General features: G+C 68.2%; 9 protein-coding genes and 1 pseudogene. 8 read left to right on the top strand and 2 right to left on the bottom strand.

Annotated features, from left to right (window positions below; all coding sequences use genetic code 11):
- Positions 1–54: 54 nt before the first annotated feature.
- Complete coding sequence (locus OCI36_RS12270) at positions 55–879, bottom strand: serine O-acetyltransferase (RefSeq protein WP_261665368.1); 825 nt, start codon at positions 877–879, stop codon at positions 55–57.
- 356 nt (positions 880–1,235) lie between these two features.
- On the opposite strand from OCI36_RS12270, the gene OCI36_RS12275 reads away from it, so the two are divergent.
- The 5 genes and pseudogenes from OCI36_RS12275 to OCI36_RS12295 all read left to right on the top strand — a co-directional run bounded on the left by OCI36_RS12275 (position 1,236) and on the right by OCI36_RS12295 (position 8,867).
- Positions 1,236–2,234, top strand: a complete 999-nt coding sequence (locus tag OCI36_RS12275) for a TerC family protein (RefSeq protein WP_261665369.1) — start codon at positions 1,236–1,238, stop codon at positions 2,232–2,234.
- A gap of 64 nt (positions 2,235–2,298) precedes the next feature.
- Positions 2,299–3,546, top strand: coding sequence for an MFS transporter (locus OCI36_RS12280; RefSeq protein ID WP_261665370.1), 1,248 nt, complete (start codon positions 2,299–2,301; stop codon positions 3,544–3,546).
- A gap of 102 nt (positions 3,547–3,648) precedes the next feature.
- Positions 3,649–5,468 (top strand): annotated as a pseudogene (locus OCI36_RS12285) (ABC transporter ATP-binding protein).
- An 87-nt stretch (positions 5,469–5,555) separates the two neighbouring features.
- Entirely contained in the window at positions 5,556–7,361 is a 1,806-nt protein-coding gene (locus OCI36_RS12290) for an ABC transporter ATP-binding protein (RefSeq protein ID WP_261665371.1), read from the top strand.
- A gap of 108 nt (positions 7,362–7,469) precedes the next feature.
- Positions 7,470–8,867: an NAD-dependent succinate-semialdehyde dehydrogenase gene (locus OCI36_RS12295; protein ID WP_261665372.1), complete on the top strand. Its 1,398-nt coding sequence runs from the start codon at positions 7,470–7,472 to the stop codon at positions 8,865–8,867.
- 36 nt (positions 8,868–8,903) lie between these two features.
- Here OCI36_RS12295 and OCI36_RS12300 read toward each other — a convergent pair whose 3' ends face one another.
- On the bottom strand, positions 8,904–9,350 hold the full coding sequence (locus OCI36_RS12300) for a YbaN family protein (RefSeq protein WP_261665373.1): 447 nt from the start codon (positions 9,348–9,350) through the stop codon (positions 8,904–8,906).
- A 188-nt stretch (positions 9,351–9,538) separates the two neighbouring features.
- On the opposite strand from OCI36_RS12300, the gene OCI36_RS12305 reads away from it, so the two are divergent.
- From OCI36_RS12305 to OCI36_RS12315, 3 genes are all read left to right on the top strand, one after another.
- Positions 9,539–11,236: an MDR family MFS transporter gene (locus tag OCI36_RS12305; protein ID WP_261665374.1), complete on the top strand. Its 1,698-nt coding sequence runs from the start codon at positions 9,539–9,541 to the stop codon at positions 11,234–11,236.
- Positions 11,237–11,466: 230 nt separating this feature from the next.
- The gene (locus OCI36_RS12310) at positions 11,467–12,855 is read left to right on the top strand and encodes an NCS2 family permease (protein ID WP_261665375.1); all 1,389 of its coding nucleotides are present in this window, start codon (positions 11,467–11,469) and stop codon (positions 12,853–12,855) included.
- A 125-nt stretch (positions 12,856–12,980) separates the two neighbouring features.
- Entirely contained in the window at positions 12,981–15,218 is a 2,238-nt protein-coding gene (locus tag OCI36_RS12315) for an MMPL family transporter (RefSeq protein WP_261665376.1), read from the top strand.
- Positions 15,219–15,237: the final 19 nt, after the last annotated feature.

A 15,237-nucleotide genomic window follows, 5' to 3' on the forward strand; every position in this document is an offset into this window, starting at 1 on the left:
CGGGCCGGCCAAATGCGAGCTGAGACGAACCCGGGTTCGGTCCTGCCCCCAGACTCAGCCCAGCCGCAGGTCCAGTTCGCCGCGGTAGTACACCTTGGCGCCGGGAGCCACACTGCGGGTAATCCAGACATTGCCGCCGATCACGCTGCCGGCCCCGATCACCGTCTGGCCGCCCAGAATGGTGGCCCCAGCATAAATCACCACATTGTCCTCGATGGTGGGGTGCCGCTTGGTGCCGGCCATGTCCTTCTCGACACTCAGGGCGCCCAGGGTCACGCCCTGGTACAACTTGACGTTGTTGCCCAGCTGGGCCGTTTCGCCCACCACGATGCCGGTGCCGTGGTCAATGCAGAAGCGCTCGCCGATTTCTGCGCCCGGATGAATGTCGATGCCGGTGCGGCCGTGGGCCCGCTCGGTAATCAGGCGGGGCAGCATCGGCACGCCCAGGCGGTGCAGGCGGTGAGCGATGCGGTAAAGCGCCGCAGCATAAAAGCCCGGGTAGGCACGGATCACCTCGTAGTGGCTGCGGGCGGCCGGGTCGCCCTCCCACATGGCGTGGGCGTCGTCCACCAGCCGGGCGTACAGCTCCGGCACCCCTGCCATGAACTCGGCGGCCAGGGCGTGGGCCGGCTGCGGCAATTCATGGCCCAGCGGCGTGAGGGTGCGGGCCAGGGTCGCTTCCAGGCGAATCAGTTCGGCCCGCAGGCAGTCGGTGTTGTCGATGCAGCGCCCGGTCTGCTCGGGAAAGAGGGTGTAAAGCAGGCCCTCGGCCCACTCCACCATCCACTCGCTGGGGGGGTAACGGCCACCCTCGCGGTGATGCTGCAGCAATCGCTCCAGAAATTCGGGGCGGAGAAAAGCCGGGCCAGACGAAGTCATGACAAGGAGTATAGGCAGCCGCCGGCGCGGTCAGGGGATGCCGCAGCAGTTTTCCTGGCCTCTGGCCGCAGGCGCGGGAAGCCGCCCGCCCAGGCTATCAGCGCTTTTTCTTAAGGCGAGCCTGGCCCGCGCCGTCTGTCCCGGCATGCTAAAATCCACCGACATCTGGGGGAGTAGCGGCCCGTAAGCGGGCGCTCCGGAGCCGTCAATACGCCGGGAGAAACTCCCGGCCGGCCCGGCAGCAGCAAAAGCGAGACCTGGACAGACCACCGCACGCAGAGCGGAGGCTGTCCAGGCGCCTTTTTTTGGGGTGGTCTGGCCCCTCCGCACCTGCGGCGCGGTGGGGAGGTAAAAGCATGGACCTGAGCAATGTGCTAGGCGGAGTATGGCTGGGACAGCCGGCATGGATGTGGCTGGTTTTTGTCGGAACGGTGGCGGCGCTGCTGGCCTTCGACCTGGGCGTACTGGGCCGGCGGCGCGGCGGGAACGGCGAAATCGGCGTGCGCCGGAGCCTGCTGCTGAGCCTGTTTTATATTGCGGCGGCGGAGGCTTTCGGCGGCTGGGTCTGGCTGACCCTGGGCGCCCAGAGCGGGCTGGAATACTTCACCGGCTTCGCGCTGGAAAAGGCCCTCGCGCTGGACAACGTGTTCGTGATCAGCATGATTTTCGGGGCGCTGGCGATTCCGCGTCAGTACCAGCACCGGGTGCTGTTCTGGGGCATTCTGGGCGTGCTGGTGCTGCGGGCCGCCATGATCGGGCTGGGCGCGGCGCTGGTCACGCAGTTCGAGTGGGTGATGTGGGTTTTCGCCGCTTTCCTGATCTACAGCGGCGTGCGGATGCTGCTGAACCGGGACGCGGAGGAACAGGCCCCCGACCCGGCCCGTCACCCCCTGATCCGGGCGCTGGGGCGCCTGCTGCCCATCACGCCGCAGCTGCACGGGGACCGATTCATGGTGCGGCTGCCAGACGCGGCCGGACGCCTTCGGCGGCACGCCACCCCGCTGCTGGTGGCACTGATCACGGTGGAAGCCGCCGACCTGGTCTTTGCGGTGGACAGCATCCCGGCCATTTTCGCCATTACCAAAGACCCTTTCTTGGTCTATACCTCCAACATCTTCGCGGTGCTGGGGCTGCGGGCGCTGTACTTCGCGCTGGAGGCCCTGCTGCACCGCTTCGAGGCGCTCAAGACTGCCCTGTCGCTGGTGCTGGTCTTTATTGGCGGCAAGATCGTGTACGCGCAGTTTTTCGGCAAGGTGGACGCCGGAGTCAGCCTGGGGGTTACGCTGGCGCTGCTGCTGGGCGGCGTGCTGTACGGCCTGTGGCAAACCCGCGGCCGGCGCCAGCCGCTGGCCTGAGCTACGCCATGTCCCTGGCTCTGTACTGCCGTACCGGGGCCAGACACGCGGCATGATAGGCAGCGTGCCCTCTTCCCCGCCCGTATCTGCTCCCCTTCCCGCCTGGCGCCGACTGTACGGGACCTATCCACCGGCTTTCTGGGTGGTGTGGGTCGGCACCCTGATCAACCGCATAGGCGAATTCGTGGTGCCGCTGCTGGGCTTTTACCTGAGTGCCGAGCGGGGCCTGAGCCTGGGGCAGGTGGGCCTGATTCTCAGCGCGATGGGCATCGGCCGCTTTGTGTCGGAGCCGCTGGGCGGAGCACTGAGTGATCGCTTCGGCACCGCCGTGACCATGCGCCTCTCGCTGGCCGGCGGCGGGCTGATGCTGTTGCTGCTGGCCCAGGCCCGCTCGTTCGGGAGTCTGTTTGCCGGGGTGCTGGCCTTCGCGCTGTTTCAGTCGCTGTACAAGCCGGCAGTCAGCAGCGCCGTGGCGGGGCTGACCCAGGGCGAGCAACGCACCCGCGCCTATAACCTGCTGTACTGGGCGGTCAACGTGGGGGCATCGGTGGCGCCGGTGCTGGGCGGCTGGCTGGCGGGGTTCTCGTTCCGGCTGGTGTTCTGGCTGGATGCGGCGGCCATGTTTATCTATGCCCTGCTGCTCACCCTGCGCTTTCCCAACCGGCGGCCGGAACGCCGCTTGGGCGGGCCAGGACAAGCGGGAAGGCGCGGCCTGCTGCCCCGCGACCGGCTGCTGTGGCAGTTCTGCCTGGCAACCTTGCTCTACTCCCTGACCTATCAGGGCTACAAGTTGCTGGCGCTGGTGTTCGCGCAGGCTGGCTACAGCCCTGCGCAGTACGGGCAGGTGGTGGCGGTCAACGGAGTGCTGGTGGTGCTGCTGGGCCTGCCGCTGGGACACCTGATTGCCCGGGACAACCACCCGCGCTGGCAACCTATCGGAGCGGCGCTGCTGGGGCTGGGTTTCCTGGGACACGCTTTTGCCACCACGCTGCCGGCGCACATGCTGGCGGTGGTGGTCTGGACGGTGGGCGAGATCGTGGCCTACTCCATTTCCAAGACGGTGGTCAGTGAACTGGGCCGCCCCGAGCAGCGCGGGCGGTACATCGGGCTGGTGGGCAGTATGAGCGGGCTGGCAGGCTTGCTGGCCCCGCTGCTGGGCGCAGCGCTGCTGGAGCGGGCCGGCGCCGCGCCGATGTGGTACGTGCTCTCGGGGCTGGGCTTCGCCTCGGCCGGGCTTTATGTGCTGCTGGAAAGCCGGATTCAGGCACGCCGGGCCGCCGTGACGGCGCTGGAAGCTGCTGCGACCACCTGAACTGAACACCTGATCCCACCAGCTCTGCACTACATCCGCCAGCTCTGCACTACGCCATCTGGCCCATGCTGCCGCGCTGGCCCATCCTCTAGGCTGGGCAGCATGACCACTTCCGCTTCTCATTCTGCTGCGGGCAGCGCCCCGGCACGGTCGTCCTCCGGGCGCACCCTGGCCGTGCTGGGCCGCTACCTGGCCCCGCTGAAGTGGTGGGTGCTGGCCCTGGCCGCGCTGCTGCTGGGGGCCACCGCCCTGAACCTGATGCTGCCGCAGCTGCTGGCCCGCTTTGTGGACGATGCCCGGCTGGGGGCGGAGGCCGACCTCAGGGTGCTGACCCGACTGGCCCTCACCTATATCGCCTTTGCGGTGGGCGTGCAGCTGATGAACGCGGCCGCCACCTACCTGGGCGCCCGGGTGGGCTGGCAGGCCACCAACCGCCTGCGTGCCGACCTGACCGGGCACCTGCTGAGCCTGGACATGGCCGAGCACAAGGAACGCACCCCCGGCGAACTGATCGAGCGCATTGACGGCGACGTGACCGCGCTGAGCAACTTCTTCTCGCAGTTCGCGGTGCGGGTATTCGGCGCCGGGCTGCTGCTGCTGGGCGCGCTGGTGATGTTCTGGCGGGTCAACGCCTGGACCGGGCTGGGTGTGACCCTCTTTGCGGCGCTGACCCTCTGGGCCATGAATCTGGTCCGCAAGAACGGCATCGAACCTACCCGGCGCGAGCGCGAGAGCAGCGCGCAGCTGTACGGCTACGTGGAAGAGCGGCTGGCCGGCCTGGACGACGTGCGTTCGCTGGGCGCCGGCGAGCATCACCTGCGCGGTTTTCTGGGCGTGCAGCGCAGCTTTTTCCGGAATTTTCTGGCGTCGTGGAAAGCGCGGGCCATCGTCTGGCAGCTGAGCATGGGACTGTTCGCCGCCGGCTACGTGGCGATTCTGGCCGCCGCCGCTGGCCTCTACGCCGCCGGCACCATCAGCCTGGGCACGGCTTTTTTGCTGTACTCGTACATGAGCATGGTGGAAGACCCCATCGATCAGCTCAGCCAGCAACTACAGGACCTGCAAAAAGCCGGGGCCAGCCTCAGCCGCATCGGGGAGCTGCTGGCGCTGCGCTCGGAGCTGGTCAGCGGCACCCAGGAGCTGCCCGCCGGCGCCCCGGAACTGACCTTTGACCGGGTGGATTTCCGCTACTCGCCGGAGGGTGAGCGGGTGCTGAAAGACGTGTCCTTTACCCTGCCGGCCGGGCAGACGCTGGGGCTGCTGGGCCGCACCGGCAGCGGCAAGACCACCCTGACCCGGCTGGTCTCCAGGCTGTACGACCCCAGCGGCGGCGAGGTGCGGCTGGGCAACCTGCCGACCACTGACATTGCCCTGCCCAACCTGCGCGAACGGGTGGCGGTGGTCAGCCAGGACGTGCAGTTTTTCAGGCAAGTGTGCGCGACAACCTCACCTTCTTTGACCCCAGCGTGCCCGACGCGGAGGTGGCCGCCGCCCTCCAGGAAGTGGGCCTGGACGAGTGGCTGGGCGGGCTGGAAAACGGCGTCCACACCCCGCTGCCCACCGGCAGCCTGAGTGCCGGGCAGTCACAGCTGCTGGCTTTTGCCCGGGTGCTGCTGCAACGGCCCACGGTGGTGATTCTGGACGAGCCCAGCAGCCGCCTGGACCCCGCCACCGAGGCCACCCTGACGGCCGCCATGAACCGGCTGCTGAGCGGGCGCACTGCCATCGTGATCGCGCACCGGCTGGAAACGGTGGCCCGCGCCGACCGGATTCTGGTGCTGGGCGCCGGCGAGGTGCTGGAGTTCGGTGAGCGCGCGGCCCTGGCCGCCAACCCACGCTCACAGTACGCGGCGCTGCTGCGGGCCTCGGCCGGCGCGGCGGAAGGCAGCGCCGAGGAGCTGATGGAAGAACTGCTGGTGTAACCGCTTCTTCCCAGCTCTCCCTGTTTGCGCACTCTTTTCTGTCTCAAGCCTTTTTCTCTGCATCACTTTCCCGTGAGGACCCCACCCATGACCACGACTTCCAGCAGTTCCAACCCGCATCAGGTGGACGGCGCCCAGACTTTTGCTCTGGCGCGGCGCATCATCGCCTACAATCCGCTGCTGTTTTTGACCAATCTGGCGCTGTGGGCCAGCGTGTACCTGACGCCGGCCGCGCTGGCCTGGCTGATCAGCGAGCTGTTCCGGCAGCTGGAAGCGGTCACGCCCGGTCCCGGCGCGCAGCTGGGCGCCGTGTGGCTGGCACTGGCGGCCTTTGCGGCGGTGCGGCTGCTGCGCTTCGGGCTGTTTTACGCGGCGTTCCTGAAATTTATCGAGCTGACGGCCACCACCGGCGCGCTGCTGCGCCGCAATCTGCTGAACTACCTGTTGACCGCCAGCGGCACCCGCGCCCTGCCCGACACCCCGGCCGAAGCAGTCAGCCGCTTCCGCGACGATGTGGAAGACGTGAACGCCTACATCGAAGCCTGGGTGGACGGGTTCGGCATGGCACTGCTCGTGCTGGTCGCCGTCGGCCTGATGGCGCGGGTGGACCTGCGGCTGACAGTGGTGGTGGTGGCGCCGCTGTTCCTGATGATTGCCGTGGTGAGCCGCCTCTCGCCGCGGATCCGCACCTACCGCCGCCGGATGCGCGAGGCCACCGCCCGGGTGACCGACTTTATCGGGGAAACTTTCGGCGCCGTAGGAGCCGTGAAGCTGGCCGGCCGCGAGCGGCAGATGGTGGCGCACCTCGAAGCACTGGGCGACATCCGGCAGGATGCGGCCCTTAAGGACGTGCTGCTGACCGAGCTGATCCGCGGCGTGAACACCAACATGGTCTTTCTGGCGACCGGGCTGGTGCTGCTGCTGGGCGCCCGGCTGGTGACCGGCGGACAGATGGTGGTGGCCGATTTCGTGCTGTTTATCGGGCTGCTGCCGCGGCTGACCGGCACCTTGGGATTTTTCGGGGACTGGATCGCCACCCACCGCCGCACCGGCGTGGCCTTCGAGCGCATGAACCGCCTGCTGACCGACGCTGGCCCCTTCGAGCCGGCCCGGCACGCCCCGCTGTACCTGCGCGGCGAGGCGCTGCCGGCCCCCGCCCCAGCCCCGGCCGCCGAGCCGCTGCGCGAGCTGGAAGTGCGCGGGCTGACCGCCCAGTATGGCGGCAGCGGCGGCGTGCAGGACGTGAACCTGACCGTGCGCCGGGGGCAGTTCGTGGTGGTGACCGGCCGAATCGGCAGCGGCAAAAGCACCCTGGTGCGGGCGCTGCTGGGGCTGCTGCCACACCAGAGCGGCGAGATTCTCTGGAACGGGGAGCAGGTCAGCGACCCGGCCAGTTTCTTCGTGCCGCCGCGCTCCAGCTACACGGCACAGCTGCCGGGCCTCTTTTCCGATACCCTGCGCGAAAACGTACTGAGCGGCGCGGACGAAGCGGCGCTGAACCGGGCAGTGCGGCTGGCGCAGCTGGACACCGACTTGGCGCAGCTGGGCGGCGGGCTGGACACCCCGGTGGGCGCCCGCGGCGTCAAGCTGAGCGGCGGACAGATTCAGCGCGCGGCGGTGGCCCGGATGCTGGCCCGCGACGCCGACCTGCTGGTGTTCGACGACGTCTCCAGCGCGCTGGACGCCCGCACCGAGAGCGCCCTGTGGGACGCCCTGGGCCGCGAGCTGGACGCCACCTGCTTGGTGGTATCGCACCGCCGCGCTGCGCTGAGCCGCGCCGACTGGGTGGTGGTGCTGCAAGCGGGCCGGGTGGCCGACCAGGGCACGCTGGCAGAACTGCTGGAACGCAGCCCCGAAATGCAAGCACTCTGGGCCGAGGATGCGCCGCACTGAGCCGAGGACCAGCCTGCAGCGTCATTCGGGGAAAATGCAGCAAAAAAAGCGCGCAAACGTCACATGCCCTGCGGCGGCGCCCGGAGAGAGGCGACTATCATGGCCGCTATGACCATGACCGCCATCAACCCCCACACCGGCGAAAAGCTGCGTGAGTACGCCACGCTCTCTGCCGAGCAGACCCAGGCCGCCATTGCCCGTGCCCACCAGACTTTTCAGAGCTACCGCCGCACCAGCTTTGCCGAGCGGGCCGGCTGGCTGAACCGCGCCGCCGACCTGTTGGAAGAACGCCAGGAAAGCCTGGCCCAGCTGGCGACCAACGAGATGGGCAAGACGCTGGAATCGGCCCGCCAGGAGGTGCAGAAGTGCGCCCGAGTCTGCCGCTACTATGCCGAGCACGCCGAGGACTTTCTGGCCACGCAGCCAGCGCAGACCGACGCCGAGCGTGCCGAGGTGCGCTACCTGCCGCTGGGCGTAATTCTGGCGGTGATGCCCTGGAATTTCCCCTTCTGGCAGGTGTTCCGCTTTGCCGCGCCCACCCTGATGGCCGGCAACACGACGCTGCTCAAGCATGCCAGCAACGTGCCCGGCTGCGCCGTGGCGATTGAGGAGATCTTCCGCGACGCCGGGCTGCCGCAGGGTGCCTTCCAGACCCTCTTGATCGGCAGCCGCGATGTGGAAGCGGTGCTGCGCGACGACCGGGTCAAGGCCGTCAGCCTGACCGGCTCGGAAGGCGCGGGGCGGGCAGTCTCCAGCACCGCCGGCGACACGCTGAAGCCGGCCCTGATGGAGCTGGGCGGCTCCGACCCCTTTATCGTGATGCCCAGCGCCGACCTGGACGAAGCTGTCCGCAGCGCCGTCAGCGCCCGCACCATCAACAACGGCCAGAGCTGCATCGCGGCCAAGCGCTTTTTGGTGCATCAGGACATTTACGGGGCGTTCCGTGACCGCTTCGTGGCGGCCATGCGGGAACTGAAAATGGGTGACCCGATAAATGAGCAGACCGATATCGGCCCGCTGGCCACCGCCCAGATTCGTGACGACCTGCACGCGCAGGTCCAGGACGCCGTCAGCAAGGGCGCCCGGCTGCTGCTGGGCGGCGAGGTGCCGCAGGGCAGCGGGTACGCTTACCCCGCCACCGTGCTGGAAAACCTGAGCCCCAAAATGGCCGTCTGGTCCGAAGAAACTTTCGGCCCGGTCGCCAGCCTGTACCAAATTGCCGACATTGACGAAGCCATCACGCTGGCCAACGCCACCCGCTTTGGCCTGAGCAGCAGCGCCTGGACGAACGACCCGGCCGAGCAGGAACGCTTTATCCAGGACCTGGAAGCCGGCGCCACCTTCCTGAATTCGGTCACGGTGTCGGACCCACGGCTGCCGTTCGGCGGCGTCAAGGCCAGCGGGTTCGGGCGCGAACTGGGCCGCGAGGGCATTCTGGAATTCGTGAATGTGAAAGCGGTGTCGGTCGGCGCGGCGCAGAGCCACGCCGGTTCCAGAACCGAGTAACGCCAGGCGGGGCCGGCCCTGGCCCCCGGCCCGATTTCAGACCTCGGAGAGCGGCTTGGTGCGGACCCGGCGGGCGATGTACCACACGCCGAACAGACCAATCAGAACCCAGGCGACCTGACCAATCAGCACCGGAATCCGCCCCACGCTGAGGCCGACTGCCAGCAGGATGGTCAGACAGGTGACCCACTTGGCCCGCAGGGTCATGCCGGCACCGCTGCGAAAGTCCCGCACCAGCTGACCCACCACCGGCAGGTCCAGCAGCCAGCGCTCGAAGCGGGGGCTGGAGCCGGCGAACAGCCAGGCCGCCAGCACCAGAAACCCGGTGCCCGGCATCAGCGGCAAGATGGCGCCGGCGATGCCCAGGGCGGTCAGCACCAGGCCGGCGGCAATGGCGAAAGGCCGCACGGGGCGCGGGAACAGGAAAGGGCCGTCCGGGCTGCCAGCTGCGGAAGCCCCACGCTGGGGGTCAGGGGCACTCATACTTTCCAGCCTAACGGTTTGATGAACTGACATGGCGCCCAAAACTGCAAAGCTCCTCCCGCATTCCCCTTGTGACCGTGCGGCGCAGCTGAAATAGTTCTGTTCATGAGTGCTGCTTTGCCCGCTCCGTGCTGGGGACTTTTCCGTATCTCCGCCCGGCCGGCCTGGGGCGCCTGTGAGGCGCAGAAATGAGTGCGCCCGCCAGCGCGGCCCTGACCCAGCGCGAGAAACTACTGGCCTTTGCCGGCATCCTGACGGTGCTGTTCCTGGCTTCTATCAACATGACGGTGGTGGGCAGCGCCATGCCGCGCATCGTGGCAGACCTGGGCGGCTTCGAGCTGTACGCCTGGGCTTTTACCGCCTACTCGCTGGTCAGCACCATCGCCATTCCGGTGGCCGGCACCCTGAGTGACCGGATGGGGCGGCGGCCGATTCTGCTGTTCGGCATCGTGGTGTTCGCGTTGGCCAGTACGGCGCTGGCTTTTGTGCAGGACATGACCGGATTGATCGCGCTGCGGGCGGTGCAGGCGGTAGGCGGCGGCGCCCTGATGGCGATGGCCTTTACGGCGATTGCCGACATCTTCACGCCGCTGGAACGCGGGAAATACCAGGGCTACACCGGCGCGGTGTGGGGGGTCAGCTCGGTGGTGGGGCCACTGGTAGGCGGCTTTCTGACCGACCATGTGGGCTGGCGCTGGGTGTTCTCGGTCAACCTGCCGTTTGCGCTGCTGGCCGGCTATTTCATCTGGCGTTATTTCCGGCTGCCGGCCAATAACCCCGGCGCCGGCGCCGGGTTGGACCTGCCCGGCGTCGCCCTGCTGAGCGCCGCTGTGACCGCCCTGACCCTGGCGATGTCGTGGGGCGGCGTGAAATACGAGTGGACCAGCCCCCAGACCCTGGGCCTGCTGGCCCTGACCCTCGTGAGCGGCGGCGCCTACGCCTGGCACTCGCTGCGGGCAGCGCGGCCCATCGTGGACCTGCGGCTGCTTAAAATCCGCACGGTGGCGCTGGGCGCTCTGGCCGGCTTTCTGACCAGCGGGGGCATGTTCGCGGCCATCATGTATCTGCCGCTGTATATGCAGGGCGTGCAGGGCACCAGCGCCACGTTCAGCGGGCTGGCGCTGGCCCCGCTGATGGTGGGCATGGTGGTTTCCAGCACGCTGGGCGGACGCTGGGTCAGCCGGCACGGGCGCTACAAGCCGGTCATCCTGCTGGGGGCCCTGGTTGCCGCCGCCGCCATGCTGCTCTGCACCGGCCTGAGCCTGAGCACCCCGATGTGGCAGGCCGTGGGGCTGATGGTGCTGCTGGGCCTGGGATTAGGCGGAATCAACGCGCAGCTGACCCTGGCCGTACAGGTGGCGGCCCCGCCGAGCCAGGTGGGCAGCGCCACCGGGTCGCTGCAGTTCTACCGCCAGATCGGCAGCACGCTGGCGGTCAGCCTCTACGGCTCGCTGGTGGCCTCCTACGTGGGCCAGCATCTGGCACAGCGACTGCCGCCGGAAGTGGCAGCGCTACCCCGCGCCGTGCAGGCGGAAGTCGCCAACCCCAATCTGTTGAGTAACCCCAGCGCCATCGCCGCGCTGACCCGTGACCTGGGCGGCAGCGGGCAGGCCGCACTGCTGGAGCCGGTGCTGACTGCCGCCCGCGGCGTGATGTCATTGGCACTCTCGCAGGTGTTCTGGTGGGCCGGCCTGCTGCTGGCCGGCACCTTCCTGGTCAGTCTGCTGCTCCCGGAACTGTCGCTGGTCAGCCGCCGCAGCGGGCCGCAGCCGGCCCCAGCCGGCCCCAGCCGCTCAGGCACCAGCTACTCAGCCGGGCGACGACTGAGCCCCGGTTCTTACCACAGTTCAGAGAAGGTCAGGCCCTGTCCGGAACTTGGGGCCTGACCTTCTTCTTCTGCTTGCCAGCTGTCCCCGCGCTGGGCACGCACTGGAGCCACCGCCGGAAAATGAGCTAGAACATGGAGGTTCGCTTAAGGCCGCGGCGCCGCCTGCTGGCCTTTTTTTCCGTCTGTTCTGACCGGTCACGGGCTTTTCGGGGCTCTTCTCACCGTGACCTTTCCGGCGTCAGAAAGCCTGCCAGTGGAGGCCTGGCCCACCATCCTCCAAGGAGACCCATGACCAATATTCCTTTTCGCCAGCGCTCCTGGCTGGACCGCTATTTCGGGCTGACCGAAAGCGGCACCACCGTCGGCCGCGAGCTGCGGGCTGGCCTGACCACTTTCCTCACGATGAGCTACGTGCTTTTTGTGAACCCGCAGATTCTCTCGGCGGCCATTGACGTGCCCAACGCCTTCGTGCAGCTGCTGATGGTCACCGCCATCTCGGCGGCCTTCGGCTCGGCAGTGATGGGGCTGGTGGCCCGCTATCCCTTAGCGCAGGCGCCCAGCATGGGCCTGAACGCTTTTTTTACCTATACCGTGGTGCTGGGCATGGGCTTGCCGTGGCAGACCGCCCTGGGCGCCGTGTTTATTTCCGGAGCCCTGTTCGTGCTGCTGAGCCTACTGGGGGCCCGGCAGGCCATCGTGGACGCCATTCCCACTTCGCTCAAGCTGGCCATTACCGGCGGCATCGGGGCCTTTCTGGCCTTTGTAGGCCTGAAAAATGCCGGCATCGTGGTGGGCAACGACGCCACGCTGCTGAGCCTGGGGCAGCTGACGGCCGCCCCGGTGTGGCTGGCGCTGTTCGGGCTGGTGGTGTCGGGGGCGCTGATGGCCCGCCGCGTGACCGCCGCCGTGCTGTGGGGCATTCTGGCCACCACCGTGCTGGCCATCGTGACCGGCGCGCAAGTGTACGCGGGCGGCCCGGACGGCGCCCTGCAGGCGTTTCCTGGCCTGACCGGCAGTGTGGCCGGCATCATCTCCGCGCCGGTCTGGCCGGGTGACCTGGTGGGCAAGCTGGATATTCCCGGTGCTCTCAGCCTGGGCGCCCTGAGCGTGATTTTCACGTTCTTCTTCGTGGACTTTTTCGACGCCACCGGCACCCTGACCGGCCTGGCGCAGCGGGCCGGATACATGCAAGAAGGCCGGCAACTGCCGCGCGCCCGGCGCCTGTTTGCCAGCGACGGCCTGGCCGCCATGTTCGGCGCCGTGATGGGCACTTCGACCACCACCGCCTTTATCGAAAGTGCCAGCGGCATCGAAGAAGGCGGGCGCACCGGCCTGGTGGCGGTCACGGTGGCCGTGCTGTTCCTGCTGGCCACTTTCCTGTGGCCGCTGGCCGCCGCCATTCCGGGCGCCGCCACTGCCCCGGCCCTGATTCTGGTGGGTTCGATGATGCTCGAAGGCCTCAAGCACATCGACTGGGAGGACGTCACCGAAGCGCTGCCGGCGTTTCTCACGCTGCTGTTCATGCCGCTGACCTTTTCTATCGCCAACGGCGTCAGCTTCGGCGTGATCAGCTACTGCGGCCTGAAACTGCTCAGCGGCAAGGGCCGCGAAGTCAGCCCGGTGCTGTATGTCATCGCCGTGCTACTGCTGCTGCGCTACGTGTACCTGAACGAATAATCCTCCCCTTTCCCGCCGGGCGCCGCAGAGCCGAGACAGGCCGCAGCGCCCGGCGGCTTTGCATGAGGTGGGGGCAGCGACCGGAATGCTCTTTTTCCCCGCCCCGCTCGCCCTAGACTGCGGCCATGCACCGACTGGCCGACTGGGTCACCCGCGCTCCGAAACAGGTTCTGACCCTCTGGGCCATTTTGCTGGTCCTGGCCGCGCCGCTGGCCTGGCAGGCCCCCGGCCGCCTGAGCGCCAGCCTGAGCGAACTGCCCAACGCCGAAAGCACCCGCGTCACAGCCGCGCTGCGCGGGCAGTTTGGTGAGCAGGCGCTCAACTCGGTGCTGCTGGTGTTCAAACCCGGCCCGCAGACGCCGGCAGAGGCAGCTGACCGTTATCAGGCCGGGCTGCGGCAGTTGCCGGGAGTCTCGCGGGTCCGTTCCAGCGCCGAACTGGGCCTGCAGGCCGCGCCAGGAAGCGAGCTGCCGCCCGGCGCCGAACTGGTGGTGGCACAGATTCCCCTGTACGAGGGCGCCGACGAGGCGCTGGCCGCCATTCGCCGCTACAGTGATCAGTTCGAGCAGGCCCAGGGAGCCGACATCGGTGTAACCGGCGGGCAGGCGATTGCCGACGACTTCACCCACTACGCTGAAGCCGACACCAAGCGCAGCGAACTGACCGCCCTGCCCCTGATCGGCGGGGTACTGCTGCTGGTGTTCGGGGCACTGGTCGCCAGTGGACTGCCCCTGGTGGTGGGCCTGACCAGCATCACGGTCACGCTGGCGCTGCTGTACCTGCTGACCGGCGTGATGGAAGTGGCGACTTTTGCCCAGAGCGTGGTGACGATGCTGGGCCTGGGCGCCGGCATCGACTACGCCCTGCTGATGGTGAGCCGCTTCCGCGAGGAACTCGGCCGGGGGCAGAGCAGCGCGGCGGCCGCGCACACGGCGGTGCTGACGGCCGGCCGCTCGGTGGTCTGGAGCGGCACCACCGTGATGATCGCCATGGCCGGGCTGCTGGTGCCGCCCATTTCCTTCGTGCAGAGCATCGGCGTGGGCGGGGTACTGACTGTGCTGGTCACGGTGCTGACCGCCGTCACGGTGCTGCCGGCGCTGCTGACCCTGCTGGGCGAACGGGTCAACAGCCCCCGGCGCTGGGCGCTGCGGCCCGGCCGGCTGGCGGAAGTCTCGCCCGGATGGCAGCGCTGGGCCTGGACCGTGATGCGCCGGCCCTGGGCCTGGACCGCAGGCGGCACTGCCCTGCTGCTGCTGCTGGCCTGGCCGGTGACGCAAATTCAGACCGGCTACGGTGGGGCCTGGGGCCTTTCGGCCGGCATCGAAAGCCGCGACGCGCTGGAAGATGTGCGCCGGCTGGGAGCCGGGGGGCTGCTCTCGCAGTTCGAGGTGGTGCTGCCGCTGGAACGCCCTTACGTTCCCGCGCAGGACGCCGAAGCGTTCCGGCAGGTGGCTGAGCGGGCCAGGGCCGTGCCGGGAGTACAGGCGGTCATCAGCCCTTTTCTGAGCGCGGCAGACCTGCAAGCAGCCGGCGCCGGGAGCGGCAGCGCCCTGAACGGCCTGGAAAGCGCCATCGAGCTGAACCGGCGTTCCTTTTCGGCAGACGGCCGCTGGCTGCGCCTGACCGTGATTCCCGACCACTACCTGCGCGCCGACGAGATTGACAGGCTGGAACCACAGCTGCGGGCGGCGCTGACGGCCGGCCCACTGCTCCCGCTGAGCGGCGCCCCGCTGCTGGGCGGCGCACCCATCGGTGAACGCGAGTTCAGCCATGAGGTGACCGGGGCACTCCCGGCCGTGATGTTCAGCGTCTTTGCGGCCACTTTCGTGCTGCTGTTGCTGGCGTTCCGCAGCCTGGTGGTGCCGGTCAAGAGCATTCTGCTCAACGGGCTGACGGTGGCCGCCGCGACCGGCGTGGTGGCGGCAGTGCAGCGGGGTCCGCTGGGCGCGTGGCTGGGCTTTCCGCCCGGCAGTGAAGTGATGGACGCCATGCTGCCCCTGCTGCTGTTCACGGTGATGTTCGGCCTCAGCATGGACTACGAGATTTTCCTGATTTCACGGGTTCACGAAGGGGTACAGGCCGGGCTGAACAACGACGAGGCTGTGGCGCAGGCTCTGGGCCGCACCGCCCGCATCATCACCTCGGCGGCCCTGATCATGTTTATCGTGTTCGCCGCTTTTATTGCCGGCCGGGTGGTGCTGACCAAGAGCATCGGCCTGGGGCTGGCCACGGCCGTGCTGCTGGACGCCACCCTGGTCCGGCTGACCCTGGTGCCGGCGGTGCTGCGGCTGGCCGGGCACTGGAACTGGTGGCTGCCCCCCTGGCTGGACCGCTGGCTGCCCCGGGTAAACCTCAAACATTAACCTGCTGCGGCAGGGCAAT

This window comes from Deinococcus sp. Marseille-Q6407, assembly GCF_946848805.1.
In the GTDB taxonomy this organism is placed as follows: domain Bacteria; phylum Deinococcota; class Deinococci; order Deinococcales; family Deinococcaceae; genus Deinococcus.